Source organism: Nonomuraea muscovyensis (assembly GCF_014207745.1).
Classification (GTDB): domain Bacteria; phylum Actinomycetota; class Actinomycetes; order Streptosporangiales; family Streptosporangiaceae; genus Nonomuraea; species Nonomuraea muscovyensis.
Genome location: NZ_JACHJB010000001.1, coordinates 3,006,297 through 3,030,596, shown reverse-complemented (window position 1 = coordinate 3,030,596; position 24,300 = coordinate 3,006,297). Strand labels below are relative to the sequence as shown.

28 protein-coding genes and 1 tRNA gene are annotated in these 24,300 nt (G+C 69.2%); 17 read left to right on the top strand and 12 right to left on the bottom strand.

The features are described 5' to 3' along the window. Nucleotide 1: 1 nt before the first annotated feature. Genes FHU36_RS14415 through FHU36_RS14405 form a run of 3 tightly spaced genes read left to right on the top strand, consistent with a single transcriptional unit; the run spans nt 2 to nt 2,537 of the window. Nucleotides 2–733, top strand: coding sequence for a prolipoprotein diacylglyceryl transferase (locus FHU36_RS14415; protein WP_185084186.1), 732 nt, complete (start codon nt 2–4; stop codon nt 731–733). Then, a complete protein-coding gene (locus FHU36_RS14410; protein WP_185084185.1) occupies nt 730–2,283 on the top strand; it encodes a radical SAM protein in 1,554 nt (517 codons plus the stop codon). The genes FHU36_RS14415 and FHU36_RS14410 overlap by 4 nt, the downstream gene beginning before the upstream one ends. Next, a complete protein-coding gene (locus tag FHU36_RS14405) occupies nt 2,280–2,537 on the top strand; it encodes a hypothetical protein (RefSeq protein WP_185084184.1) in 258 nt (85 codons plus the stop codon). The genes FHU36_RS14410 and FHU36_RS14405 overlap by 4 nt, the downstream gene beginning before the upstream one ends. Here the strand turns inward: FHU36_RS14405 and FHU36_RS14400 are convergent. From FHU36_RS14400 to FHU36_RS14380, 5 genes are read right to left on the bottom strand one after another with little or no spacing between them, the layout of a single operon-like run. Then, nucleotides 2,518–3,849: a TolB-like translocation protein gene (locus FHU36_RS14400; protein ID WP_185084183.1), complete on the bottom strand. Its 1,332-nt coding sequence runs from the start codon at nt 3,847–3,849 to the stop codon at nt 2,518–2,520. The genes FHU36_RS14405 and FHU36_RS14400 overlap by 20 nt on opposite strands. Further along, nucleotides 3,846–4,322, bottom strand: a complete 477-nt coding sequence (locus FHU36_RS14395; protein WP_185084182.1) for a SigE family RNA polymerase sigma factor — start codon at nt 4,320–4,322, stop codon at nt 3,846–3,848. Before FHU36_RS14395 ends, FHU36_RS14400 begins: the two co-directional genes overlap by 4 nt. A 55-nt stretch (nt 4,323–4,377) precedes the next feature. After that, entirely contained in the window at nt 4,378–4,836 is a 459-nt protein-coding gene (locus tag FHU36_RS14390; RefSeq protein WP_185084181.1) for a MaoC family dehydratase, read from the bottom strand. An 11-nt stretch (nt 4,837–4,847) separates the two neighbouring features. Further along, entirely contained in the window at nt 4,848–4,997 is a 150-nt protein-coding gene (locus FHU36_RS14385) for a hypothetical protein (protein WP_185084180.1), read from the bottom strand. Between the two features lie 13 nt (nt 4,998–5,010). Next, nucleotides 5,011–5,232: a hypothetical protein gene (locus FHU36_RS14380; protein ID WP_185084179.1), complete on the bottom strand. Its 222-nt coding sequence runs from the start codon at nt 5,230–5,232 to the stop codon at nt 5,011–5,013. Between the two features lie 177 nt (nt 5,233–5,409). On the opposite strand from FHU36_RS14380, the gene FHU36_RS14375 reads away from it, so the two are divergent. Next, entirely contained in the window at nt 5,410–6,591 is a 1,182-nt protein-coding gene (locus FHU36_RS14375; RefSeq protein ID WP_185084178.1) for an ATP-binding protein, read from the top strand. Nucleotides 6,592–6,694: 103 nt separating this feature from the next. Here FHU36_RS14375 and FHU36_RS14370 read toward each other — a convergent pair whose 3' ends face one another. Continuing rightward, nucleotides 6,695–7,501, bottom strand: coding sequence for a MauE/DoxX family redox-associated membrane protein (locus tag FHU36_RS14370; protein WP_221495881.1), 807 nt, complete (start codon nt 7,499–7,501; stop codon nt 6,695–6,697). Next, a complete protein-coding gene (locus tag FHU36_RS14365) occupies nt 7,492–8,439 on the bottom strand; it encodes a hypothetical protein (RefSeq protein WP_185084177.1) in 948 nt (315 codons plus the stop codon). Before FHU36_RS14365 ends, FHU36_RS14370 begins: the two co-directional genes overlap by 10 nt. A gap of 215 nt (nt 8,440–8,654) precedes the next feature. On the opposite strand from FHU36_RS14365, the gene FHU36_RS14360 reads away from it, so the two are divergent. Next, nucleotides 8,655–9,161, top strand: coding sequence for a SigE family RNA polymerase sigma factor (locus tag FHU36_RS14360; protein WP_185084176.1), 507 nt, complete (start codon nt 8,655–8,657; stop codon nt 9,159–9,161). On the opposite strand, the gene FHU36_RS14355 is transcribed toward FHU36_RS14360, so the two are convergent. Beyond that, nucleotides 9,121–9,606 carry a MarR family winged helix-turn-helix transcriptional regulator gene (locus FHU36_RS14355; protein ID WP_312891587.1) on the bottom strand — a complete coding sequence of 162 codons (486 nt, stop codon included), beginning with the start codon at nt 9,604–9,606 and terminating at the stop codon, nt 9,121–9,123. The genes FHU36_RS14360 and FHU36_RS14355 overlap by 41 nt on opposite strands. A gap of 99 nt (nt 9,607–9,705) precedes the next feature. Between FHU36_RS14355 and FHU36_RS14350 the strand changes: the two genes are divergently transcribed. From FHU36_RS14350 to FHU36_RS14330, 5 genes are all read left to right on the top strand, one after another. Then, nucleotides 9,706–10,269 carry a YceI family protein gene (locus FHU36_RS14350; protein WP_185084175.1) on the top strand — a complete coding sequence of 188 codons (564 nt, stop codon included), beginning with the start codon at nt 9,706–9,708 and terminating at the stop codon, nt 10,267–10,269. 167 nt (nt 10,270–10,436) lie between these two features. Then, nucleotides 10,437–10,525: transfer RNA gene (locus FHU36_RS14345), tRNA-Ser, on the top strand. Nucleotides 10,526–10,706: 181 nt separating this feature from the next. Continuing rightward, on the top strand, nt 10,707–11,270 hold the full coding sequence (locus tag FHU36_RS14340) for a hypothetical protein (protein ID WP_185084174.1): 564 nt from the start codon (nt 10,707–10,709) through the stop codon (nt 11,268–11,270). A gap of 687 nt (nt 11,271–11,957) precedes the next feature. Next, nucleotides 11,958–12,161 (top strand): hypothetical protein, encoded by a 204-nt coding sequence (locus tag FHU36_RS14335; protein ID WP_185084173.1) that lies wholly within the window; start codon nt 11,958–11,960, stop codon nt 12,159–12,161. 781 nt (nt 12,162–12,942) lie between these two features. Beyond that, nucleotides 12,943–13,557 (top strand): hypothetical protein, encoded by a 615-nt coding sequence (locus FHU36_RS14330; protein ID WP_185084172.1) that lies wholly within the window; start codon nt 12,943–12,945, stop codon nt 13,555–13,557. A gap of 68 nt (nt 13,558–13,625) precedes the next feature. Here FHU36_RS14330 and FHU36_RS14325 read toward each other — a convergent pair whose 3' ends face one another. Further along, entirely contained in the window at nt 13,626–13,847 is a 222-nt protein-coding gene (locus FHU36_RS14325; protein WP_185084171.1) for a hypothetical protein, read from the bottom strand. A 647-nt stretch (nt 13,848–14,494) separates the two neighbouring features. Between FHU36_RS14325 and FHU36_RS14320 the strand changes: the two genes are divergently transcribed. Beyond that, nucleotides 14,495–15,100 carry a hypothetical protein gene (locus tag FHU36_RS14320; protein ID WP_185084170.1) on the top strand — a complete coding sequence of 202 codons (606 nt, stop codon included), beginning with the start codon at nt 14,495–14,497 and terminating at the stop codon, nt 15,098–15,100. Nucleotides 15,101–15,651: 551 nt separating this feature from the next. Here FHU36_RS14320 and FHU36_RS14315 read toward each other — a convergent pair. After that, nucleotides 15,652–15,948 (bottom strand): hypothetical protein, encoded by a 297-nt coding sequence (locus FHU36_RS14315; RefSeq protein ID WP_185084169.1) that lies wholly within the window; start codon nt 15,946–15,948, stop codon nt 15,652–15,654. Between the two features lie 362 nt (nt 15,949–16,310). On the opposite strand from FHU36_RS14315, the gene FHU36_RS14310 reads away from it, so the two are divergent. After that, nucleotides 16,311–16,808: a hypothetical protein gene (locus tag FHU36_RS14310; RefSeq protein WP_185084168.1), complete on the top strand. Its 498-nt coding sequence runs from the start codon at nt 16,311–16,313 to the stop codon at nt 16,806–16,808. Between the two features lie 136 nt (nt 16,809–16,944). Here the strand turns inward: FHU36_RS14310 and FHU36_RS14305 are convergent, their stop codons facing one another. Together FHU36_RS14305 and FHU36_RS14300 are read right to left on the bottom strand one after the other, a co-directional pair. Continuing rightward, nucleotides 16,945–17,301: a DoxX family protein gene (locus FHU36_RS14305; RefSeq protein ID WP_185084167.1), complete on the bottom strand. Its 357-nt coding sequence runs from the start codon at nt 17,299–17,301 to the stop codon at nt 16,945–16,947. 93 nt (nt 17,302–17,394) lie between these two features. Next, complete coding sequence (locus FHU36_RS14300; RefSeq protein ID WP_312891585.1) at nt 17,395–18,297, bottom strand: RNA polymerase sigma-70 factor; 903 nt, start codon at nt 18,295–18,297, stop codon at nt 17,395–17,397. Nucleotides 18,298–18,621: 324 nt separating this feature from the next. On the opposite strand from FHU36_RS14300, the gene FHU36_RS14295 reads away from it, so the two are divergent. The 5 genes from FHU36_RS14295 (at nt 18,622) to FHU36_RS14275 (ending at nt 24,293) form a co-directional block, all read left to right on the top strand. Then, entirely contained in the window at nt 18,622–21,033 is a 2,412-nt protein-coding gene (locus tag FHU36_RS14295) for a sensor histidine kinase (RefSeq protein ID WP_185084166.1), read from the top strand. Next, on the top strand, nt 21,033–21,464 hold the full coding sequence (locus tag FHU36_RS14290; RefSeq protein ID WP_185084818.1) for a roadblock/LC7 domain-containing protein: 432 nt from the start codon (nt 21,033–21,035) through the stop codon (nt 21,462–21,464). The genes FHU36_RS14295 and FHU36_RS14290 overlap by 1 nt, the downstream gene beginning before the upstream one ends. Further along, complete coding sequence (locus FHU36_RS14285; RefSeq protein WP_185084165.1) at nt 21,461–21,859, top strand: DUF742 domain-containing protein; 399 nt, start codon at nt 21,461–21,463, stop codon at nt 21,857–21,859. The genes FHU36_RS14290 and FHU36_RS14285 overlap by 4 nt, the downstream gene beginning before the upstream one ends. Continuing rightward, nucleotides 21,840–22,439, top strand: coding sequence for a GTP-binding protein (locus tag FHU36_RS14280; RefSeq protein ID WP_185084164.1), 600 nt, complete (start codon nt 21,840–21,842; stop codon nt 22,437–22,439). The genes FHU36_RS14285 and FHU36_RS14280 overlap by 20 nt, the downstream gene beginning before the upstream one ends. 168 nt (nt 22,440–22,607) lie before the next feature. Continuing rightward, nucleotides 22,608–24,293: a serine/threonine-protein kinase gene (locus tag FHU36_RS14275; protein ID WP_312891584.1), complete on the top strand. Its 1,686-nt coding sequence runs from the start codon at nt 22,608–22,610 to the stop codon at nt 24,291–24,293. Nucleotides 24,294–24,300: the final 7 nt, after the last annotated feature.

The following is a 24,300-nucleotide window of genomic DNA, read 5'->3' as shown; positions in this document are numbered from 1 at the left end:
CATGCCGCTGCACGAGATCTTCGTCGGCCTCGGGGTGTTCGTGGCCGCCGTCGTCTTCGTCCGGGAGGCGCGGCGGCGCGGGGCGTTGACCGAGCAGTCGCTGGTCGCCGTCACGGGGGCGCTGGTGGGCGGGGCGATCGGGATGCGGCTGGCCGGGTGGCTGGAGACGCTGGAGCTGTCGGAGTTGTGGCTGTACGGCTCGCGGAGCATCCTGGGCGGCCTGACCGGGGCGTACGTCGGAGTGCTGGCGGCCAAGCGGATCATCGGCTATCGGGAGCGCACCGGTGACCTGTTCGCCCCGGCGGTGGCCCTGGGGATGGCGGTCGGGCGGATCGGGTGTCACCTGACGGAGGCGCCGGGGCGGCCCACGGATCTGCCGTGGGGTGTGCACGCCCCCGCGACGACGCCCGAGTGCCCGGGATGCCTGGCGGGGCAGGCCATGCACCCGTCGTTCGTGTACGAGATCGTGTTCCACCTGGTCGCGTTCGGCGTCCTGGTGTGGGCGCGCGGGCGGCTGACCCGGCCGGGCGAGCTGTTCACGCTCTACCTGGCGGGTTACGCGGTGTTCAGGTTCCTGGTGGAGTTCGCCCGGGCGAACGAGACCGGGTGGCTGGATCTCACCGGGCCGCAGTGGTTCCTGATCCCGGGGATGCTGCTGCTCGGGATCCGGGTCGCCTACGGGTGGCGGCGTGGTTACTACGATGCCCTGTTCGGGCGGGAGGTCGCGGTATGAGTACGGGGATGGGGCTGAGGGGCGACCGCATCCTCAGATATGTCAACGCGTTCTGCCCGCACTGCCACGGTCGTGACCTGGACCGGGTGGAGCGGCTGAGCGGCTACCTGGCCGCCCGGGACGACAGGGTGTGGCTGGAACGCGGGTGCCGCGAGCACGGGCTGGTACGGACGCTGTACGACGAGGACCCGGAGATCCTCGCGTACCTCGAGGAGTGGACCGCGCCCACGAAACAACACCTCCCGGACGTGACGGGCAACTTCACACCGGTGCCGGCCGCGTACCTGCGCGGACTGCCGGAGATGCAGACGCAGCACACCTGCATCCTGCTGGAGGACATCGTCGAGGCGTGCAACCTGCGCTGCCCGACCTGCTTCGCCGGCAGCTCGCCGGACCTGAGCGGTGTGGTGCCGGTCGCCGAGGTGCTCGCGAACGTCGACCAGCGGCTGGCCCGCGAGAACGGCAAGCTGGACGTGCTCATGCTGAGCGGTGGCGAGCCGACCCTGCACCCGGAGCTCCCGCTGCTGCTGGATGAGCTGGTCCAGCGGCCTGTGACGCGCATCCTGCTCAACACGAACGGCGTGCTCGTCGCCCGGGACGACGCCCTGCTCGACCTGCTGACCGAGCACCGCGAACGGGTCGAGGTCTACCTGCAGTACGACGGGAGCTCGGCCGAGGCGTCCAGGCACCACCGCGGCGGCGACCTGCGCCGGCTCAAGGAGCAGGCCGTGCGGAGGCTGTCGGAGCGCGAGATCTTCACCACGCTGGTGATGACGGCGGCGCTGGGCGTCAACGACGGCGAGATCGGCGACGTCGTCCGGCTGGCCCTCGACACGCCTTACGTCGGGGGTGTGTCGCTGCAGCCGCAGTTCGGCTCGGGCCGGAGCGGAGTGATCGACCCGATGGACCGGCTCACCCACACCGGGGTGCTCAGGCGGCTCGGGCCCCAGACCGATGGTCTGGTGACGTGGCGGGACCTGACGGCGTTGCCGTGCTCGCACCCCCACTGCTGCTCGGTCGGCTACCTCATCCGCGACGACGCGCGGCAGTGGCGCTCGCTGGTCGCGCTGATGGGCCACGACCGGCTCAAGGCGAACCTCGGCCTGGTCTCCAACCGCATCGCCGACAGCGAGATCCCGCGCGAGCTGCGACTGGCCGTGCAGGAGTCGCTGCTGGGGCTGCTGTCGGAGCAGTCGTCGCTGTCGCACCCGCAGATCGGCGACCTGTGGCGCGACATCTGCGAGAACTGCGACCTCGGCGTGTCCACCCTGCTCACGCTGGCGTCGTCGGCGCTGCCCGGCCGGCGCCGCAGGCTGCGCAGGATGCTCGGCGAGCGGGTGGTGCGGATCACGGTCAAGCCGTTCATGGACATCTCGACGATGATCGAGGAACGGCTGACGCAGTGCTGCGTGCACGTGGGGACGCGTGCCGAGCAGGACCAGTGTGCGCCGTTCTGCGCGGTGCAGGCGTGGCCGCAACTGTCGGAGCAGCGGCTGTCGGCGGTGGCCTCGCAGCCGCGGGTGCGGCTGCCGCTGGAGGTCCTGCAGTGAGCGCGCCGCAGCAGGCCGGACCGTACGATCCGCTGCGGCTGTGCGTGTACGCGACCGTGGCGCTGCTGGCGTGGCTGTTCGGGCCGTGGGCGGTGCTGGGCTTCGCGGCGCTGGGGTTCGCCAGCTACTGGAAGGCGCGGCGGGCCGGGCTGTCCCGGAGCAAGTGTCTGCTCCGGGACACCCGGCTGGTGCTGGCCTACCTGGGGGTGCTGGCCGTGGTGGCGACCGTGGCGATCATCCGCTCCCTGCTGTGACGGCCGCCAGGTTCACGATGGTGAGCTCCTTGCCGCCGCCTCGCTGCTTCGTCTCGCACTGCTTCCCGCGTCCCTTGGTGGTGCACACCAGGGACGACCGCACGTCCTCGTCCCAGTAGACGATCGTGGTGGGTGAGGAGGAGATACCCCGGCCGAAGCCGGCCCCTCCGCCGTCGGACGGCATCCTGCTCATGCCGCCCATCAGTCCGGTGACCGGGTCGTAGGTGGCCACCAGCGGGGCGTACACCTTGGCCGGATCACCGCTCCGGTACGGGGTGAGCAGCGCGAAGCGGTCACCGAGGAGTTCGCTCATACCGTGCAGGCGGACTGCCGCCGGCAGGTCCCTGCGGTCGGATCCGTCGTGCCGCTGGACGATCGTCCGGTCGTCGCCGGCGCCGTAGCACCAGACCGGACCGCATGTGAGGAATGTGACTCCAGCGGGCGCCGGCACCGTGACCGTCTGCCCGGTCTCCAGGTTGACCACCCGGTCCTGACTCTTCCTGCCGCTTTCCCCGTCCTTCGCGTAGCCGGCCGCCAACGGCCAGGACATGAGATGGAGCTCGTCGGCGACGCGTTCCGGCGTGCCGCCGGTCAGCGGCATGCGGTAGACACCACCCTGCTCGACGGACCAGACGACCGAGTCGTCGGTGACGCCGATGCGATCCACCTCCGACATGGGGCCCGTCACCTCCCCCACGCGCTTCGCCGTGCCGCCCGCCCTGGGCATAATCCAGAAATCTGACCATTTGTCCGGAGTATTGGGCGTCGTGCCGTACCAGGCGATGTGCTGCTCGCCGACCTCGAAGTCCTGGACGAAGTAGCCCTTCACACCCTCGGGGGCGGGCACGTCGCCGAGCACGCGCGCGCTCTTGGCGGCCGAGTCGTACACCTCCAGCCGTCCCGCCTTCTCGAACGACGACTCGGCGCTGAGCAGCACCTCGGTCGGGCCCAGGCCGGTCACCGGGCGGTACTTCCAGCCGCCGGCGGCCTCGGCCGGCATCGTGAACACCGCCTCGGGCCACACCTCGGCCGCCGGCCGGATCTTCTGCCCCGCGACCGCCTCTCGCGAGGTCGGCGTGGCCGGGACGGTGGTGACGGTGACGGCCGGTCGCACCTGTTCGCCCCCGCGGGACAGGACGGCGGCCGTAGCACCTGCGACGACCACCACAGCGGCGGCCGCCAGCACCATCTGCATCCGTTGCCGGACGCGGCGTACCCGCCGGCGGGCGGCCACCGCCCTCGCCAGGCCGTCCGAACCGGCGTGGCCCGCGGCCGTGCGCAGGGTCCGGATCAGGTCCTCTTCGCTTCTCATCGCGCCTCCTGCAGCACTCTTGCGATCCGGAGCTTGTCCAGGGCACGGGCGGCCTGACTGCGCACGGTTCCGCGGGAGACGCCCAGCACCTCGGCGATCCTGTCGTCGGGGAGGTCCTCGTAGTAGCGCAGCACGAGGACGGCCCGCTGCCGAGGGGGCAACTGCCGCAGCTCGGCCCAGAGGTCGGCGTCGTCGTAGCGGTCGAACCTGCCGTTCTCGGGCACCGCCGCCACCAGGTCCTCACGGTGGCGGCGGCGCCAGGCGTTGATGTGCAGCCGGACCATGGTCGTGCGGACGTAGCCCTCGGGGTCGTCCTTCCTGCGGACGCGCGGCCAGGCGTCGCCCAGCCGCGCCAGCGCCTCCTGGACGAGGTCGGCGGCGTCGTCCATGTTGCCGGAGAGCACGTAGCCGTACCGCAGGAGAGCCTCGCCCCTGGCCCGGACGAACTCATCGAAATCAGCCGTATGGTCCACGAAACCAGGGACCGGTGAGCCGGTACTTCTGTTGCATGCGGCGGCGAGAATGCCGCTACTGGGCGGGGACGTACAGGCTGAGCGTCTCGGCGATGCAGGCCGGGCGGCGCTCGCCCTCGACCTCGATGGTCATCTTGAGGTTGGACAGGTAGCCGGCGGGGGTGCCCTTGACGTCGGTCAGCTCGGCGGCGGCCCGGACGCGCGCGCCCACCGGCACGGGCCTGGGGAAGCGCACCTTGTTGAGGCCGTAGTTGACGCCCATCGCGATGCCGTCGACGCGCAGGAGCTCCATCATGAACGACGGCAGCAGCGCCAGGCTCAGGTAGCCGTGGGCGATCGTGCCGCCGAACGGGCCCTCCTTGGCGCGCTCCACGTCCACGTGGATCCACTGGTGGTCGTCCGTGGCGTCGGCGAAGAGATTGACCTGGTCCTGGGTGACGGTGCGCCACTCGGTGGGGCCGAACGTCTCGCCGACGGCCGCCTTGAGCTCCTGTACGTTCGCGAAGGTCCGCATGGGCCGAAACGCTATTGGGCGGGTGGTACGGCTGCCAAGTTGAGCATCCGGTACTCGCGGGGCCTCTGGTCCTTGGTCGAGCCCCAGTAGAGGATCGTGCTGGGCTCCGAGGACACGCCGATGCCGTTCCAGTCGCCGGGGTTGTCGACGCGGGCGGCCACGCCGGTGGCCGTGTTACGTGGGCCCGCAGCGCAGCCCTTCGACGCCGAGGGCGGCCACGACCTGCCTGGTCTCGCCGGTCTCCAGGTTGACCACCTTGGTCTGATTGTCGTCGGAGGTGCCGGGGCCCTCCGCGACGCAGGGCCCGGCCCCTGGTGCGGACGAAATCCTCGAACTCCACACCACCCAGACGCCCGGGGCGTCCGCCGCGTTGCAAAGATCTTTACCCGAAAACATCGCATGCGTGTTCGAGTCCGCGCTACAGTTCTCGCTAGCGAATCGAACACGGGTTCGGCCTGGTGAGAGGGGGTGTGTCCGATGACCGTGCTGGCGGACTCCCCTGTCCGGACACGCCGTAGCGCATTCTGCCCAAATCTACGACGGCCGCTATATCCGGCAATAAAGTCCGAGAGCGTGGACCCTGTGCGCAATCCCTACGCCCCCGGAGCCGGACAACGCCCGCCGGAGCTGGCCGGGCGCGACCGTGAGCTCCAGCAGTTCGAGGTCGTGCTGGAGCGGGTGGCCCGTGGCCGGCCCGAGCGCAGCATGGTCGTCACCGGCCTGCGCGGCGTCGGCAAGACCGTCCTGCTCAACACGTTCAAGTCCATGGCGATGCAGCGACTGTGGGGCACGGGCAAGATCGAGGCCCGGCCCGACCAGTCGATCCGCCGTCCCGTCTCCGCCGCCCTGCACATGGCGATCCGCGAGCTGGCCCCCCGCCACCGGGCGCCGGAGCGCATCGAGGAGTTCCTCGGGGTGCTCAAGGCGTTCGCGATGCGCGATCCGGCCGCGGCCAAGGGCACCTCGCACTGGTCGCCCGGCATCGAGGTGCCGGCCACCCGGGGCCGCGCCGACTCGGGCGACCTGGAGATCGACCTGACCGAGCTGTTCGTCGACGCGGCGAGCGTGGCCACCGACCTCGGGGTCGGCATCGCGCTGTTCATCGACGAGATGCAGGACGTGCAGGCCGCCGACGTCTCCGCGCTCTGCGCCGCCTGCCACGAGCTGTCGCAGTCGGGCGGGCCGCTGATCGTGGTCGGGGCCGGGCTGCCCCACCTGCCGAGCGTGCTGTCGGCCAGCAAGAGCTACTCCGAGCGCCTCTTCCGCTACGCGCGCATCGACAAGCTCGACCGGGAGGCGGCCGACCTGGCGCTGATCCTGCCGGCGCGCGAGGAGCAGGTGGAGTTCACCCAGGACGCCCTCGACGCGCTCTACGAGGCGGCCGACGGCTACCCCTACTTCGTCCAGGCGTACGGGAAGGTGGCGTGGGATCTGGCGCCGCACAGCCCGATCACGGTGGATGACGTGAAGGTGTCGGCGCCGGAGGCCGAGGAGGAGCTCGCGGTCGGCTTCTTCGGCAGCCGCTACGAGCGGGCCACACCGGCCGAGCGCGACTACATGCACGCCATGGCCCAGATCGGCGACGAGCCGGTCGCCACCGCCGACGTGGCCGAGGCCCTCGGCCGCAAGCCGTCCAGCCTGTCACCGGCCCGCGACAGCCTGATCAAGAAGGGGCTGATCTACAGCGCCGAACGCGGCCAGATCGCGTTCACCGTGCCGCATTTCGGGAGGTTCCTCCGTGCCCAACCGATCTGACCGGCGCCCCTAGTCCTCTATTGGGCTGTCTAGTGGGGAAGCTAGATAGCCCAATAGAGTCATATCCCGCTGCCCGTCGAGGGAAATCTACGGCTGTCTAACGTCACGCCGATACCGGCGTATACGACGGCAGAGATCCGGTGTCCTCCGGGCTGACCACGGCGACCCGCACGACCGGGCGCCGGCCGCTGAGGTAGACGGCGAAGACCACGTCGCCGTCGTCCTTGCTCCGGAAGGCGAAGAAGCGCCAGCACAGCTCCCGCCAGGTGTCGTACGGCTCAGCCGAGGCCAGCAGTTCCTCGTGGGCCCGCCACGAACGGCTGCCCCGCAGCCGGGCCATCGTGACGCTCTCGGCCGGGGCCCGGCGCTGCTCGCAGGGCGCGCGATACCTCACCCGGTCGGCCAGTTCCTCCAGTTCGGGCGACAGCAGCAGGAGCAGCGCCACACCGGCCGCCGTCCACCACGACGGCTGGACGAACGTCACCCAGCCGGGCACCTCGGCCCACACCGTCAGCACCGCCATCCCGGTCAGCGCGACGGTCCTGCTGATCGACCGGACGCCCACGGGGGCCGCGCTGACGTCGCCGAAGCAGCCGCATCCGGCGTCCGGCCGCCGCCTGCGCAGCTCCAGCAGCACGTACGTGGACAGCGCGAAGAACATGACCGTCGCCCACCGGAAGATCGCGGCGGTGGACGCCAGAAGGCCCGCGGCGAGGGCCAGCTCCCCCACCGCGCACGCGACCAGCGCCGGAGCCTGCAGCCGCCCGGGCACCAGGACGGCGGGCCCCAGCCTGGACAGCGCGCCCGGCTCGCCGCCCGAGCGCACTGTGGACAGCTTGGCCACCGTGCCGAGGACGAGCAGCACGATCAGGACCGGTAGCTGCGATGCCACCACCAGCGTCACCCCCATCCGATCTGAGCGTTGAAGCATCCCTTGACCAGGTCGCCGCCGAGCTCGATGTACGACGACGGCGACAGCTCCGCGATCCGGCCGCGCGGCGACGTGCCGCACTCCACGCAACGATCGCAGAACCGCCCGGCCACGCACCCGCACGCGACCACCGGCACGTTGACCGCGCGCTCGGCGCAGACGTTCTTGACCTGGACGAGCGAGCCGACCGCGAGGTACGGCAGGCCCGCGCAGGACACCTCGGCGTCGGGGCAGCCGGCGTCGGAACGTTCGACCATGGGGTAGGCCAGGCCGCGTTCCTCCTCGTCGAACGCGTCGGACCAGGTGACGGTGCCGGAGACGCGCGACTGCACCCCGGCGTACGCGGGCGGGGGCGGGGGCACGGCGCGCGCGGGGTAGGGAGGCTGGGAGGTGGCCGGCAGCAGCGCGTGGCAGGCGCCGTCCCGCCTGACGCCGATCGCGTCGAAGAGGTAGCCGGGCTCCAGCTTGGGGTGACGCACCTGGACACGGCCGGTGGCCCGGTAGGGGATGACGATCGTGCGTCGGCCGCGGTGCGGGCCGCAGGACAACTCGACCGTCAGGTCCTTGCGCCCTTCGATGGTCAGGATCGTGCCGGTGATGCGGACGGTGTCGGCCCAGATGCGTTCGACGACCTTGCCCTCGCGCACGGTCCGCATCATGACCCTGGAGCGGATCGGGATGTCGGCCGGGGCGGTGTCGCCGCCGTGCCACGCGGTGGCCCAGGGGGCGATGACCAGCCGCTCCTCCCGGCCCTCCGGCGTCTCGATGATGACCAGGTGCGGGCTGATGTCGACGATCTCACCCGCGACCGCGCGTAACGAATTACCGGCCGACGGCTCGGGGCCGGGGACGCCCGCCTCCCTGCCCAGCGCCGCCGCCGCGAGCACCCGGCGGCGCCCGACGTCCGGATAGCCCATTCGCCCTCCCTTGTCGCGTCTCTAGCGTCACACGGCCGGCCGCGCCGCGCTCGGGCCGGGGCTCATAGGGAGCAAAATACGCATCCCAAGGAAAGGACATGACATCCGGCGTCGTACAAACCGCCACCGACCTGGACGGATCTTTGTCGTCGGCGGGCCGAATCATGAATTCCGGTTCAGCCCCAACTGGGCGTACGGCTGCGATTCTGGCCACGATGCAGATCACTCAGGAGGAAGAGGAGTTCCGCGAGTACGTCGCGACCCGCGGTCCCGCGCTGCTGCGCGCCGCCCACCAGCTCACCGGGCACCCTCTGGACGCCGAGGACCTGCTGCAGAACGCCCTGACCAGGACGTACCTGGCCTGGGACCGCATCGCCGACCGTGGAGCGCTCGACGGCTACGTCCGGCGGGCGATGGTGAACATCAACATCTCGCAGTGGCGGCGGCGCAAGCTGGAGGAGTATCCGTCCGACGAGCTGCCGGAGGTTCCGTGGGAGCCGTCGGAGACGTACGGTGAGGTGCACGAGCGGCTCGAACGGGCGCTGAGCAGGCTGCCCGAACGCATGCGGGCCGCGATCGTGCTGCGCTACTACGAGGACATGTCCGAACCGGAGGTCGCGAGCACGCTCGGCATCAGCGTCGGCACGGTCAAGAGCACGGTGTCGCGGGCCATGGCCAAGCTCAGGTCCGAGCTGGGGATATCCGCTCCGCCCCAGCGGTAGCGCAGGGCCGTACGACGTCCCTGATCGTGCGCAGGGCGGCGAGGAAGGCTTCGAGCTGGTCCTCGGCGAGCAGGCCGGTGAAGCAGCTCTCGATGTCGGCGAGGTGGAGGGGCAGCACGGACTCGAGGCGTTCGCGGCCGGCGTCGGTGAGGGCCGCATAGGAGGTGCGCCTGTCATGGGCACAGGCCACACGGGTGACCAGGCCGTCGCGCTCGAGGCGGTCGACGACTCTCGTCACTCCGCTGGTGGACAGCCCGGTCTGGGCGGCCAGGTCGGTCATGCGCAGCCGTTCGCCGGGGGAACGGCCCAGCCTGACGAGCGTCTCGAAGTCGGCCTCCGACAGCCCGGCGGCGCTGAACACCGGCTGCATCCGGGCAGCCAGCCCTGCGTGGACCTCGGACAGCAGGCCCATGGCCGTCAGCCGGGGGTCTTCGATCGGTTTCACGTTCACACCCTATCCGACGATAGTTGACGCGGGGAATATTCCTCGTGTAGATGTCTGTTGACGCAACTATCCGCACGACAAGCTTCTAGGGAGCACCTCATGAGCACTCGTACCTGGGAAGGCCTCACCGTCCCCGCCGCCGGCACCTACACCATGGACGCGGCCCACAGCCGCATCGGCTTCGTCGTCAAGCACATGATGGTGAGCAAGGTCCGTGGCCACTTCTCGGACTACAGCGCCACGATCACGATCGCCGAGAACCCGCTCGAGTCGGCCGCCCAGCTCACGATCAAGACGGCCAGCATCGACACCGGCGTCGCCGACCGTGACGGCCACCTGCGCAGCGACGACTTCCTGGCCGTGGACAAGTTCCCGGAGATCACCTTCCAGAGCAAGCGCGTGACCCGCCAGTCGGACGACGAGTTCACCGTCGTCGGCGACCTGGCGATCCGCGACGTCACCCGGGAGGTCGAGCTCACCGTCGAGTACGGCGGCGCCGGCACCAACCCGTGGGGCCAGGCCGTGTGGGGCTTCTCCATCCACACCGAGGTGGACCGCGAGGAGTTCGGCCTGACCTGGAACCAGGCCCTGGAGACCGGCGGCGTCCTGGTGGGCAAGAAGGTCAAGATCGAGATCGAGGGCGAGGCCAACCCGGCCGCCTGAGGCCCTCTCTCGCAGCCTCCTCGAAAGCCCGTTCTGGAACAGGGCGGGCTTCGTCCACAGGAGGTTACCCACAGGCGGTGGATAACCTCCTCGTAGGGCTCGCGGGCGCAACCGCTTTGCCGCCTCGCCAGAAGGCCGGTACGCTGTCCTGAGCCACATGGCTTCCAGGAGGATTCGCCTAGTCAGGTCTATGGCGCCGCACTGCTAATGCGGTTTGGTGGCAACACCATCCGGGGTTCAAATCCCCGATCCTCCGCAGGTGAAAGGCCCTCGCCCCGATTACGGGGAGAGGGCCTTTGATCTTTTCGGGGCGTCGTAGTTGCAGTGCTAGTTCCAACGGCTCGTGCTGTGACCGGAACGCTCGCCGGGTCGCGCCGAGTCGTGGGACTGCAGAAATGCGATGGCGCGGGCTGTCTGCATGGGGTGATGCTGTACCGGTGTCGTCGTCGCTGACCGCGGTGGAGTATGAACGTACGGCCGCCATGTTGCGAGGCAGGCGTATCCACAGGGTCGTCTACTACCCCTTGATGGGCGGGGAGGACGGTCGCGACGTCGAGGAGTGGGACTTCGGGACGTGGCACCAGCCCACCATGGGGGTGGAACTGTTCACCGACGATGGCGCCTGTTTCTCGGCCGTGTGGGGCAGCAGCTTCGACCACTACGGACTTGAAGTCTTTCCTGAGCCGATGACCGCTCACCTGCGGATGATCGGGGAACCAGGCGGGTCGGCGGCGGTGGCCGTGACCGATCACCCACGCTGGTCGAGCCTGGTCGACAGAACACTCACCTCCGTCGACATCGCCTGGTCCCAAGATCGCGAGGGCTCCCTCCGGACTCCGGCCGCGATTAGATTGTGCTCGCGGGAGAAGGCCGTGTGGATAGCCGCGGGGAGCCCGGCGGAATGGCCGCCAACCGACGTCCACCACCTGGGTACCGACGATGTCATGGTCGTCTTTACCGCCGGGTTCGCGGCCAAGGTGGGCATTCCCTCTGCCTGCTAAGCGGCGAGGGCTGGCGGGCCGATGTCGGCCGACCTGGTCGGGCAGATGCCCGGCGAGCTCGCCCAGGCCAGGCCGTCACCTCCGGCGCCCAGGAGCCTCGTGGTCGTGAAGCCGCCCCTTGGGCACCAGGCCACCCGGCCCCTCTCACGCACGCTCAGCTCCGCACAACCGCGGCGCCCTGACCGCCGGCGGCGCCCGTTCTCGCAGGAAGAGCCGTCTACGTCCGATCACCCGCTGGCGCCCGCGTACGTCAACGGCGGCTACGCCTGGTTGGCCGTCCTGGCGTACCTCGTGATCATTTCCCCGCGCTTCCTCCCACCGTGATCTGGCCCCTCACCGTGCTCGAACTGGTCGCTTTCCTCATCGCCACCAGCAGCCGCTGACGTCACAGCCCGGCCCCGTCCCCACGTGCCCGACCCACGGACACGCTGCCGGCCATCGCGCGGCGCCTGTTACGTCAACACCGGGCGCTGATAGCCCGCCCGGCCGCCGTCGAGGCCGTCAAGGAGATCGGCACGCCGTGCGGCAGGCCCGCCGCGTCATCCACCGGCCGCCGGCGACCTGGTACGCCGGGCGTGCGGCATCGACACCTGCACAACCGACCTGTACGCCCGCCACGGCACGAGTACTATCCGCTGCCGCGAGTGCGGCGGCACACACAGCGCGATGCCGCGCGAGCAGTAGCTGATGGAGCAGGTCGCCGACCAACTCGGCACGGCCACCGAGATCGCGCGGGCGTTGCACGGCCTCTGCGCGAACCTCACACCCGCGATGATCCGCGGCTACGCCCACCGTGGCCACATGGTGAACCGCGGCCACGACAAGACCGGCCGACCCTTGTATCGCGTCGGGGACGTCCTCGATTTGCTCATCGAGAAGATCGCAGGATGAAGGCACGCTCTGGCTGGCACCTTGCTGCACAGCCGAGGATGAACATCGTCATCATCGCGGAGCTGTATCGCTCCCCGGCCCTATCTGTAAAGAAACTAGATAAATAAAGGGCCAACTTCCTGGTGAACGCACCAGAGCGCCGGCGAACCTTGCGGGTGCTCTTATTTCGAATAAAGGATGCGCGAACCGGCTTGGCGAAAGTTTGGGATTAAGTCGCGGACATGGGCGGTATCGTCGCCCCTCGAGGGAGAACGACTTTGATCCTTGGAGGTTTGGCATGACCATCCTCACGTTCCTGCCCGTGCGCTCGCAGGCCGACTACATCCTCGGTCCTGGCCGTCGCCGTAGCGCGGGGCGACGACAGAGCCAGAAGCACAGGAACCGTCCGTAGATCGCTAAGTCCGCGGAATGCATAGACCGCGGCAACTGTGCCTAGCGTCGCGCTGCCCGGATTTCCAAGCAGCCCGTGGCGCCGGGCACTTATATTTGCGGAGACGTCCTTTCTCGCTCCCGTTTTGATTGCTGGATTCGCCGTACGGTGCCAGGCCTCACCATATGCTTTCGCCGAGAAGAAGTCAGTTCGTATCGGGGGGGCTTGCCCGCCCCATTCAACAGGTGCCTACAGCATTCTGCCGAACGCCCCGTTACCTCTTCATGAGGACCTTCACTGCAGCTCGCCGCGGACTATCTGGTGGTGGAGGAGTTCTGACCAGCCGGAACACCACAGCCACGATATGGGTGACGCAACCAAGTGGGCCTGGGCGTTGTTACGCTGAGGCATATGGAAGATACGGAACATGAGTTATCTGACGACTCCTACCGGTTCTTCGACGAGCAGGAGTTGTTCGACGCGCTCGACCATGGCGCACCCCCGCTTCCGGTGGCTCTCCCAGCCGGCTCGGCCGCGATCGCGGCGGCAGGTCAGTGGGGCCGCTACGGCTCGGTGATCGTGCTGTCCCGAGACCTGGAGGACGGCGAGCTCTACGACGACGTCTATCTGCTGGCGCGTTCGGCGGTCGGGCAGTGGCAGTACCCGCCCACGTCCTCGGGAGGGGGGATGCCGGAGTGGGTGCTGCGTCGGCCGGACGAACCCCTGCGCGACTGGTTCGGCAATGACCTGATGGATCTGTCGTGCCAGCTTGCGCGCCCCGACATGGAGTGGGTGGCCGATCTGACGTTGATGGCGACGCGAAGGGTGGCCGCGGTGCAGGTGCGCTACGCCGGCGACGTCATGGACGTCACCGTCCCGGAAAGTGGTCTGGTCACCGTGCCGCACACGATTCGCCATGCCGACGACAGAGCCGAGTTCCGGGGCTTCGACGCATCCGGTGAACTCATCGCCGTCTCGCACTACCAGCCGTTGACCGACGAATGTCCCACCATCCACGATCAATAGCGCGTATACCGCGGATGCGTCATCGAGACCGATGGGATCGGATCGTTCCCCATCACCTACCTGCCGGATCAGCTCAGCCTGGGCAGCGAGTCGAGCGCCTGCCCCCAGGTGGCCAGGCTGAAGCGACCGTGGACTCCCAGGACTCCCCGCTTCTCAAGGCTGCCCGGCTCTGTCTCGCCGACGCCCGAAGCGAGAAGGCCACTGTCAGCGCTGCCCGCGTCATGGAGTATCTGGAAGACGACGACTGGGAAGCGGCACTCCTCCTTCTCGAAGATTTCGGTGGCGCGCATCCGCAGCCACCCGGGTTCTGGAGTCTGCTGACCGACGCTGCTCACCTGATGTGCCTCAAGGACGCGGACTGGTATGCGTGGCGGAGTAGTGAAGCCCGCAGCGGCGCCATCCGGGCTGAACTCTGTCTGATGCGTACCGAGGACGGAGGCCGGAAGAGACCCGTACCTCCCCGCGGAGTGCTGCGGCCTCTGTGGGACGTCGGCCGCCTCACGCCTGAGGGTGACCCGTTGCTCAGCATCGCCTCACTCTGGGTCGAGGGCTACGGAGCCTTGGAGCCGGGCGCATGCGCATCGGTGAGACTGCTTCCGCTGAGGCCCGAGCATTGGCAGCATCTCGACCAGGGCGACGTGATCACCATGCACGAGATGCGGCCACACGCCGGGACAGCTCGCATCATCGAGGTCATGCCACCCGTGGGGACTGCTCCATAGTCGCGGTTTCAGCTGCAATCCGGCGCCGTCCCAGGCGGTCCCGAGTAGAGCAGCCGGGGCGCCGGTCCACGTTGAACCGGTGGGGACGGGCAGGACAGCACCTGCGATCCCCTTTCGATGGCCGGCCGCCGTAGCTGGCTGGGGGCGATCTCCGGGTGTCATCTCGAACCGCCTGTACTGATCATGGTGCGAGGGATGCTCTACACTCATCGCGCATGCGACTGAAGATGATCTTCGCGCTGCTCGCCGTCTACGTCGTGACGGCGGCGCCCGAGTTTCTGCCGGGCGAGTGGCGGGTGATCGTGCAGCCGGCGACGAGTGGTCGGGTGGAGGTCTACTACCAGCCCGTGCACCCCGTGCTGCTCAGGTCGTATGAGGGTATTCGGCCGTTCCAACGGGCGCAGGAAACCGCCCAGCGGCGAGCCGAAGCCTATCCACACGATCTCGCGCCGCCGTACATCCTGCACGCGCCGTACCGGCTCGTCGCACCTTACGTCACCGCGCGAGGGCGCGAGCTGGCGGCTCCGCCGATCTCTGGAACGGACTGGTCGGACGGGCAACACCTCCCGTACCGGATCGTGCCCCAGGTACGGCCCGCGGAGAACAGCCACGCCGAGCTGAAGGCGTTGATGGAAGAGGAGCCCGGCCCCATCGAGGAACCAGGAGTGTGGGCCATGGGCATCCGCCCGGAGCTCAACCGGGCCATCCTCAAGACCAACGCCTTCGACCAGGAAATGCGCCACAGGCTGGCCACGAAATACGGCAAACTCGTCGCCCTCGAATGGGACCCCTCCGGCGAGGCTATCTATTCGATTGACTGAGACGGGAATGATACGTGAAACGAGAGGCCGGAGCGCAGAACGTGCATGTGGCAGCCTGGCCGCTCGGGCTCTTCACGTTGCGGTTTCAGTTGCGATCCAGCCCCGTACGGCGCCATTCCAGGAGGACCGGCAAACTCAGGTGAGCCGATGGGGCCGGGCAAGATCCGAGCTGCTGACGCGGTTTGATGGCAACGGCATCAGAGGGTTCACACCCCCGATCCTCCGCACGTCGAATGGCCCTTCGCCATAGCGGGAAAGGCCATTTTCAGTAGGGCTGTGGGTTGCGGTAGGGACGATGAGGCAACGCGACCTCTGGTGGATCAGGGCAATCCGCCAAGATCGTCCCGTTCGCAGAGAGGTCGCGTTGACCCGTCAGCCTGCCATGATCATGGTCGCCCTTGCCATCAGGGCCGCCCGCGGGGTCTACGCCCCCGGCCGCCTGGGCAAGTTGACCTGGCAGGTTCTGTTCGAACTCGTCGACGCGGTCCTCGCCGGCAGTTCAGCCGCCCGACACAGGCTGCGGCCTCGGCGAGCGCGCCCGAGCCGCCACGTCAGCCGGAGATGAGCTTGACGGAGTAGTCCAACGTGGTTCCCTGGACCTCGTAGGTCGCGGTCTGGCCGTTCTGGGCGTACTGGACGAGAGTGTCGCCAGGATTGTTGACGCCCCCGTCCGCGTGAACCAGCGGCCTGGCCGACGCACCTACCGGGACACTGCTCGATTCGAGATCAACCACCCCGGTCTGGTTGATGGGGAAGTTACCGGAGTCGGGCCCGCATTCTGTGAACTTGCCGGTATTCGGGTCCAGGTACTCCAGGTCGAAGTGCATGACGAAGCCTGCGTTGTTCACGCAAGCAATATATTGGACTGGATTCATTTGCCCTCCTGGTCTGAGTGAATGCATCTGATCGTGCTCTTCGGTGATTCCCCCGGAGAGTGGACGGCCGTTCGCACTTTGTCAGGTTTTAGCGAGCAAATCGGCAAGACTTGTGAATCAAGATCTTCTGGGTTGCCGCGAACGAGGGCTGGTCGGCGACCGGCCGGCGCACTCGCCAAGACCGCCGACTGTTTCTACTGTTTTCTGCAGTTTCCGGCGGGCCGACCCCGCAGGGAATCGCCGGAGGGGTACGCCGTGTGCCGGTGAATGTCGGTCGTGTGCTCTAGCGTGTCCGAAAAGTCGGCCACGGCAGGACCTCGGACAGGAGCGCTCGCGTGGGTGTCCACTACGAGTATTACCGGGCCGCGGACCGCGTCTCGGCGACCGTCAGGCCGGAGCATACGCGTGTGATCGGTGTCCTCTCGCGCGGAGTTCCGGAGTTCGATGTGGTGGAGACCAAATGGATCGACCCTGAAGTCTGCCTGGGCAAGCTCGTGGCGTTCGCCAGCGAAGTGGACTACTCCGCGGACCTGGTCGAGACGGTGGAGCTGTATCCACCCCCGGAGGGTGCCCCGCACGCCCTACCGGAGGACTTCCCCTACCGGGACGGTCCGGCGATCGTGGAACTGCTGGTGAACGTACGCGACGTGCTCGCCGGCGTGGACGACGCACGCCTACCGGCGCTGGCCGAGCAATGGGCAGCGATCGAGGAGTTCTCGAGATTCACCTATGACGACGACGGCTACACGCTGTCCCTTGTCAAGGATCTCGTCGGTCTTGCCCGCCGAGCGAAGGAAAACGATCAGTTGCTCTACTGCTGGATGTGCGTGTGACCGGCGGCTCGCATGCCGGTGACGGGGAGCGGTCGGGCGTCGGCGGGGAAGGTGACCTGCCTGGCGGTCGTCGCCGGGCTTACGGCAGGGCGACCGTCGTGAGCTCTTCCCGAGGATGAGCCGCACCCACCGGCGGTTACGAGAAACCCCGGTAGGCCAGATTCACGGCCAGGGCGGCCACCGCCAGGGCGAAGAACATCGCCCACGGTCCGAGGTGGTAGTCGCGAACCCGCAGGTGAGCACCGAGCGCGCCGAGGAAGTACAGCACGAGGCCGGCGGCGGCGAGCGTGCCCAGCACCGGCACGGCGAACCCGGCGAGCAGGCCCAGCGCTCCTGCCGCCAGCAGCGCGCCCAACAGGGGCATCCAGGATCGGGACACGCGCATCTTGTCCGCCTGGCTCTTGGGATAGTCGTGACCGATGAGGTTGGCGACGGCGGCGAGGCCGTAGAGTGCCGAGGCGACGAGGGTGACCGCGACGTAGGCGACGAACACGGGGTCTCCTTCTCCAGTGAGAACGACGGGTGGTCGGTCGCCTCACGGACGAAGCGGCGTCTCAGGAAGTGACACGCCCTCGCGTGACATGAGTCACAGCACCACGCCGGTCAGCTTCGCCGGGTTGCTGACCACGTGCACCGTCTCGACCGCTCCCTTCACCAGATGCAACGTGATCGCCAGCACCGGCGTGGGTCCGGAGTGGACGACGATCCCCGGGCCGCCGTTGACCTGCGACACCCGAGCCCGCGCGTCGTCAGGCATGCGCCGGGAGAGGATGACGATCGCACGGGCCACGTACTCATGTCCGTGGATCGCCTTGCGGGGCGCGCCGGTGACGCCGCCGCCGTCGCTCACCATGGTCACGTCCGGCGCCAGCACCTCTATCAGGGCCGTCACGTCGCCGCCGAGGCAGGCGGCCAGAAACCGTTCGGTGGCCTGCTGCCGGGTCGCCTGATCGGTGTCGTAGCGACGGCGGCGTGCCTCGACAGCTCTCTTGGCGCGGTGCGCGATCTGCCGTACCGCCGCGTCGCTGCGTCCGACGCACCGTGCTATCTCGGCATGGCTGTAACCGAAGGCCTCGCTCAGCACGAAGACCGCCCGCTCCAGGGGAGACAGGGTCTCCAGCACGAACAGCATCGCGGTCGACACCGAGTCGGCGAGCATCACGTCTTCGGCGACATCCGGCGAGGTGAGCATCGGCTCGGGCAGCCATGGCCCGACGTACGACTCCCGCCGCACGCGCGCACTGCGCAGCCGGTCGATCGCCAGCCGGATGGCCACCCGGACCAGATAGCCTTCGGCGTCCGAGACCGTGGCCATGTCGACGCGGCTCCAGCGCAGCCAGGCGTCCTGCACCACGTCCTCGGCCTCGGTGACGCTGCCCAGCACTCGGTAGGCCACAGCGTGCAGCAGAGCGCGGTGCTCGGCGAACCTGTGCTCGGTCGTGGACCGGTGCACCCCCGTGTGGTGGGACAGCGCGATCCCTCCCTTCACCCGGCGTGCGGGGGCGTGCCGGTGGGTCGGTGCCGGTCGGTCGCCGGTGTGTCCAAGCGGTCATCAGCGAATTTCGGCCGGCGCCGAGACCGCACAGTCGCGCCCTCCAGCACACTAACCGGTCAAGGGGCTCCGCCAGGGACCGCGACGTGCGAAGGCGGCCGGAGCCGGACCGGGAAGGGGGGTTTCGGGTCAACTGCCGGATGGCTACTATCGGGCACCAATCGCCTACTTCGGCGTTTTCGTCTGGGTGCACCGATCGGTGAGGAGAGGGTCCTTCACGTGGCTGGATGGGGCAGGGCCGGGCGACGACGAACGGAGACCGTGGGCGACGCGGAGGGCTTAGCGGGATCCACCGGCGGCCGGCAGGGGCGGCTGGCCGGGGGTCGCCGGCTGCCTTTGCGTGCCGTGCTGCTCATCGTCGTGTTCGTCCCCAGCCTGACGTTCGCCCCGCTGCTGGCGTCCGGCATGAACCAGCTGTCCACGCAGTGGCAGGAGGAGAAGGCCCAGCTGGATCTGGCCACCACCACCGTCGGCAGACCTGCGGCTGATCTGTTCTTCAGCCTGGACCAGGAGCGACGGCTCACCGCGGAGGTGCAGGCCGGCTCCCCCGGCGCATCCCGCGACAAGCTCGCCAAGCAGCGCGCGGTGACCGATCAAGCCGTGAACGCCTTCCGTCCGCTGAGGACCCTGGACACCGGCTACGGACCGGAAGGGCTGACCGAGGCCATCGCCCGGGCCGACCGCGACCTCGGCCTCCTCGACCAGCAGCGCCGGGCGGTGGACGCCGGTTGGTCCAGCGAGCAGAAGGCGTTCGACTACTACAGCGGCGTCCTCGAGTCGGACCTCGGCGTGCTGACCGCCCTCAGCAACGCCGATCACAGCGAGGTGGCCATCAAGGCGCGGACGCTGGTCGACCTCTTCTGGGTCGTCGACATGATCGGCCGCGCGGACGCCGTTCTGGCCCGTGGCTGGGAGAAGGGGCACCTGACCAGGGACGAGTACGGCCTGGTCGCCGACGCCGCCGGCACCAGGAAGCACCTCATGCGGTCTCGGGTGATCCCCAGTCTCACGGGCGACGAGAGCCGGTACGGGAAGCTCACGACCAGCAAGGCGTGGGAGACCATGACCGCTCTGGAAGGGCGGTTGGTCACCTCCGGGATCAGCGCCGAGAGCAAGGAGGCGACACTCCGCGAGTCCAGCGCCGTGTGGCGGTCCTCGGTGGACGCGGTCACCGCGCAACTGCTGGAACTCCTCAGCCTCCGGCTCGGCAACGTCGAGAAGGTCGGCCACAGCCACGCCAACACGCTCTTCGTGATCTTCATCAGCATCTCCACCGTGGGCGTGCTCGCCCTGGGCCTGGTGATCTTCACGAGCTGGCGCCTCACCTCCATCCTTCGCCGGCGCATCCTCCGCCTGCGCGAGGACGCCCAGGAACTCCAGGAGCGGCTGCCCGACGTGGTCGCCCGGCTGGAGCGCGGCGAGGACGTCGACGTGGACGCCGAAGTACGCATGGTCGAGCCCACCCCCGACGAGCTCGGCGAGCTCGGGCACGCCCTCAATCTGGCCCGCCGCAGCGCTGTCCTCACCGCCGTGCGGCAGGCCGAACAGCACCGTGGCTTCCAACGCATGCTCCAGCGCATCGCCCGCCGTACCCAGATCCTCATCGGCCTCCAGCTGAAGAAGCTGGACGAGCTGGAACGCAGGCACGAGGACCCCGAGGTGCTGGAGGGCCTGTTCGACCTGGACCACCTCACCGCTCGGCTGCGCCGTTACGAGGAGAACCTGGTGATCCTCGGCGGCGGCCAGCCCCAGCGCCGCTGGCGCAAGCCGGTCCACCTGCTCGACGTACTGCGCGCCGCGCAGGGCGAGGTTCAGGACTACCGGCGGATCTCGGTCCACGTCGAGGGCGAATCCTGGGTGGCCGAGCGCGCGGTGGGACCGCTGGTCCACGTCCTGGCGGAGCTCATGGAGAACGCCACCACCTTCTCCAAGCCGCTGACCCCCGTCGAGGTGCGGGCCGCACCGGTCAGCCGGGGCATCGCCGTGGAGATCGAGGACCGCGGCCTCGGCATGGAACCGGAGCAGTACGCCGCCGCCAACGCCCTGATGAAGTCGCCGCCGCAGCTCGACGTGATGACCCACGCCGACGACGTGCGGCTCGGCCTGTACGTGGTCGCCCGGCTCTCCGCGGGCCTGGGGCTCCAGGTGGAGCTGCGGCCGTCGGCCTTCGGCGGCACCCGGGTCATCGTGCTGCTCCCGGAACCGCTGGTGGTGGACCGTCCCCGTGCGGTGCCCGAGCCGGCCGCGCTGCCCGAGGACGCCCCCGAGGCCGCCACCGGCCCGCAGCCCCACCCACAGGAAGGTACGGCCGATGCCCGCCCGTCCCACGAGGACGCGCAGTTGCCGACGCGCTCCAGGGGACGCGCGATGGCCTACGTGACAGCACCCGCCGGATCGCCGGATCGGGACGACACACCCCCGTCGCCCGCCCGCCGGCCGCTGCCCCAGCGGGTGCGCCAGGCCAGCCTGGTCACCGAGCTCAAGGTCCCGGCGGACCGAGATGACCAGACCGACCAGGAGACCTGGGCCGTACGCGACCAGCCCAGCCGATCCAGTGCCACGATCGGCGCGTTCCAGAGGCAGTCGCGCAAGCGCCGGACCGGTGACGACGCCCTCCCCACCGAGCCGAACGGATCCCCCGAGCCCGGCTCCCCTACGACGGAAGATCGATGATGACGCAGCGAACCACCGCCACCAACACGGACCTGGACTGGCTCCTGGACGGCCTGGTCGATCAGGTCGCGGGCACGCGGCACGCCATCGTGCTGTCCGACGACGGCCTGGTGATCAGCCGGTCGCGGACCCTCGAACGCTCGGACGCCGAACGCCTCGCCGCGATCGCCACCGGCCAGCAGAGCCTGGCTCGCGGTGTCGGGCAGCTCTTCAACGGCGGTCAGGTCCACCAGGTCATCATCGAGATGGCCGACCTGTGGCTGTTCGTCACGGCCGCGGGCCGCGGCACCCACCTGGCCGTGGTCGCGTCCCAGGAGGTCGACGCCGAACTGATGTCCGTCGCGATGCACACCCTGATCCAGCAGGTGGGCCAGAAGCTGGGGACCGACGCGCGTGCCCCGGAGGCCGACGGCGCGGGGAGACACAGATGAAGCACTGGACGGAGGGCTTCGACGACGGCGACGACGACGAGCCCCTCGTCCGTCCTTATACGATCACCGGCGGACGAACCACCCCCGAGCGGGACGACCTGACGCTGATCACCCTCGTGACGGCGATCTCCGCGGTCTCTTCGGAGACCGGGCGGGGCCTCAGGGGAATGCAGCCGGAGCACCGCACCATCCTCGCTCTGTGCAGGCGGCCCCTGGCGGTGGCCGAAGTCGCCTCCGCGCTGAACCTCCCGGTATCGGTGACCAAGATCCTCATCGGCGATCTGATCGAGACCGGCCAGTTGCGGGCCCGGCCACCGCTGGCCTTCGCGCAGACAGGCGGCTTTCCCGGTATGGCAATCCTTGAGGCGGTGAGGGATGGACTACGCAATCTCTGACCACGGGGACGCTGCTCCCCTGGCGGTGAAGATTCTGATCGCCGGTGGGTTCGGCGTCGGGAAGACGACCCTGGTCGGCGCGGTGAGCGAGGTCGCCCCCCTGCGTACGGAGGAGTACCTGACCCATGCCAGCGTCGGCGTCGACGATCTGGAGGGAGTGAGCGGCAAGACCACCACCACCGTCGCGCTGGACTTCGGGCGCATCACCATCAACAGCGACCTCGTGCTCTACCTGTTCGGCACCCCCGGCCAGGAACGCTTCTGGTTCATGTGGAACGACCTCGTCAGCGGAGCGATGGGCGCGGTCGTCCTGGTGGACACCCGCCGGCTGGACGTGAGCTTCGCGTCGATCGACTTCTTCGAGAGCCGCGGCATCCCCTTCGTCGTCGGCGTCAACTGCTTCCACGGCGTCAAGGACCGGACACAGGAGGAGATCCGCAAGGCACTCGATCTCGATCCGCAGGTGCCGCTGGTCCTCTGCGACGCCCGCGACCGGACGGCGGGCCGCGATGTGCTGCTGGCGCTCATCGACCACCTGATGGCCACCCGGTCCCGCACCGCACCGCACCCCGTGGCCTGACCGGGCCGGGCCGGCCCGCGGCTCGTGCGCGGGATCCTCTCCTACGCCCAAGAGACCACGCGCTTGCAGGTGGGCGACCGCCACTCCGAGGCCGGCGAACATCACAGTTGCGGCGTCGGCGGGGCTGAGCCCTGAATCGTCCGGGTCTGTGGCTCTAGGCTGTCCGCTGTGACTTCCGGACGTATCGTCATCGACGACCGTTTCGAGCTGATGGAGCGGTTGGGCAGCGGCGGCATGGGCACGGTGTGGCGCGCCTATGACCTCGCCCTGCACCGCGAGGTGGCCCTGAAGGAGGTCCGCCCGTCCAACGCCCCGGAGGACGATCCGACCAGGGGGCGGATGATGCGCGAGCGGGTGCTGCGCGAGGCGCGCGCGCTGGCCCGGCTGGATCATCCGAACGTGGTGACGATCCACCACATCGTGGACACGGCGGCGATGGCGCACCCGTGGATCGTCATGGAGCTGGTGCGCGGCCAGTCGTTGCAGGACCGGCTCGCGCAGGGGCCGATGGCGCCGGGCGAGGCGGCGCGGCTGGGACGCGGGATCCTCGCGGCCCTGCGCACCGCACACGAGGCGGGCATCCTGCACCGCGACGTGAAACCGGCGAACGTGCTGCTGCGTCCCGACGGCAGCCCCGTGCTGACCGACTTCGGGATCGCCGCCATGCAGGACTCCCCCGGGCTCACGGCCAACGGTGACGTGGTGGGCTCGCCGGAGTACATCGCGCCCGAGAGGCTGCGCGGCCAGGAGGGCAATCCCGCCTCCGACCTGTGGTCACTGGGCATGCTGCTGTACGTGGCGGTGGAGAACCGGCACCCCATGCGCCGCGACACCCCCCTCGCCACGCTCGCGGCCGTGCTGAACGGCCACATCCCGCCGCCCGTGCGGTCGGGGCCCATGACGCCCGTGCTGAACGCACTGCTGCGGCCCGAACCGGCCGCGCGTCCGTCGGCGGCCGACCTGGACCGGATGCTGGCGCAGGCCGCCGAGCAGGCGTCCTCGATGCCCGGCCCCGCCCCGATGCCACCCGGCAGGCCGGCCCCGATGCCTTCCCCGATGTCGCCGCAGCCGGGATCGTTCCACGGGCAGGGTCCGTACGGGGTGCCGGGGTCGCCCACGCAGCCGCCGTTCCCGAGGCCCGGGGAGCCGCCCGCGTACTACCCGACGGGTCCGACGGCCCGGTCGCGCCGCGGCCGCCGGAGCCGGGCCCTGGTGATCGGCGGGGTGGTGGCGGTGGCGGGCACCGTCACCGTGGCGCTCGTGGTGGTCCCCCGGTTGGTGGAGCCCACGGCCCCCACGGACACGCCCGGCTCCTCGCAGACCGCCGGTCCCCCGCAGACCGCCGTCGCGGATCCCGGCACGACGAGCCCGAAGCCGACCACCGAGCCGACCGCCGAGGAGACCCCCGGCACGTTGCTGACCCCGGACGGGATCCGCCACGTGGTCGCGGCCCTGAAGAAGGCGTCGGGCGGCGAGCAGTTCATCGAGATGTCGGTCCACTCAGGGCACGCGTCGGCCAAGGCTCCCGTCAAGGGCAAGCCGAAGATGTACGACCGCTACACCTACCGGGACGGGCAGGTGACCCGCGACCCCGGAGGCATCCTGAGCTTCGGGGAGAAGGCGGTCGCGTTCGACGTCTTCGACTGGGACGTGCTGCCGAAGGTGCAGCGGGCGGCGGAGCAGCGGCTCGGCATCGACAAGCCGACGTCGCGTTACGTGATCGTGCAGGGCGCCTGGACGTTCGCCGACGACCAGCCGACCATCCTCTACTACCTCAGCGACGAGTACGGCGGTGCGTACCTCGCCGCCGACCGTAAGGGCAAGGTGGTCAGAGTGTACGCGAGGGAGGACTGACTTCCCC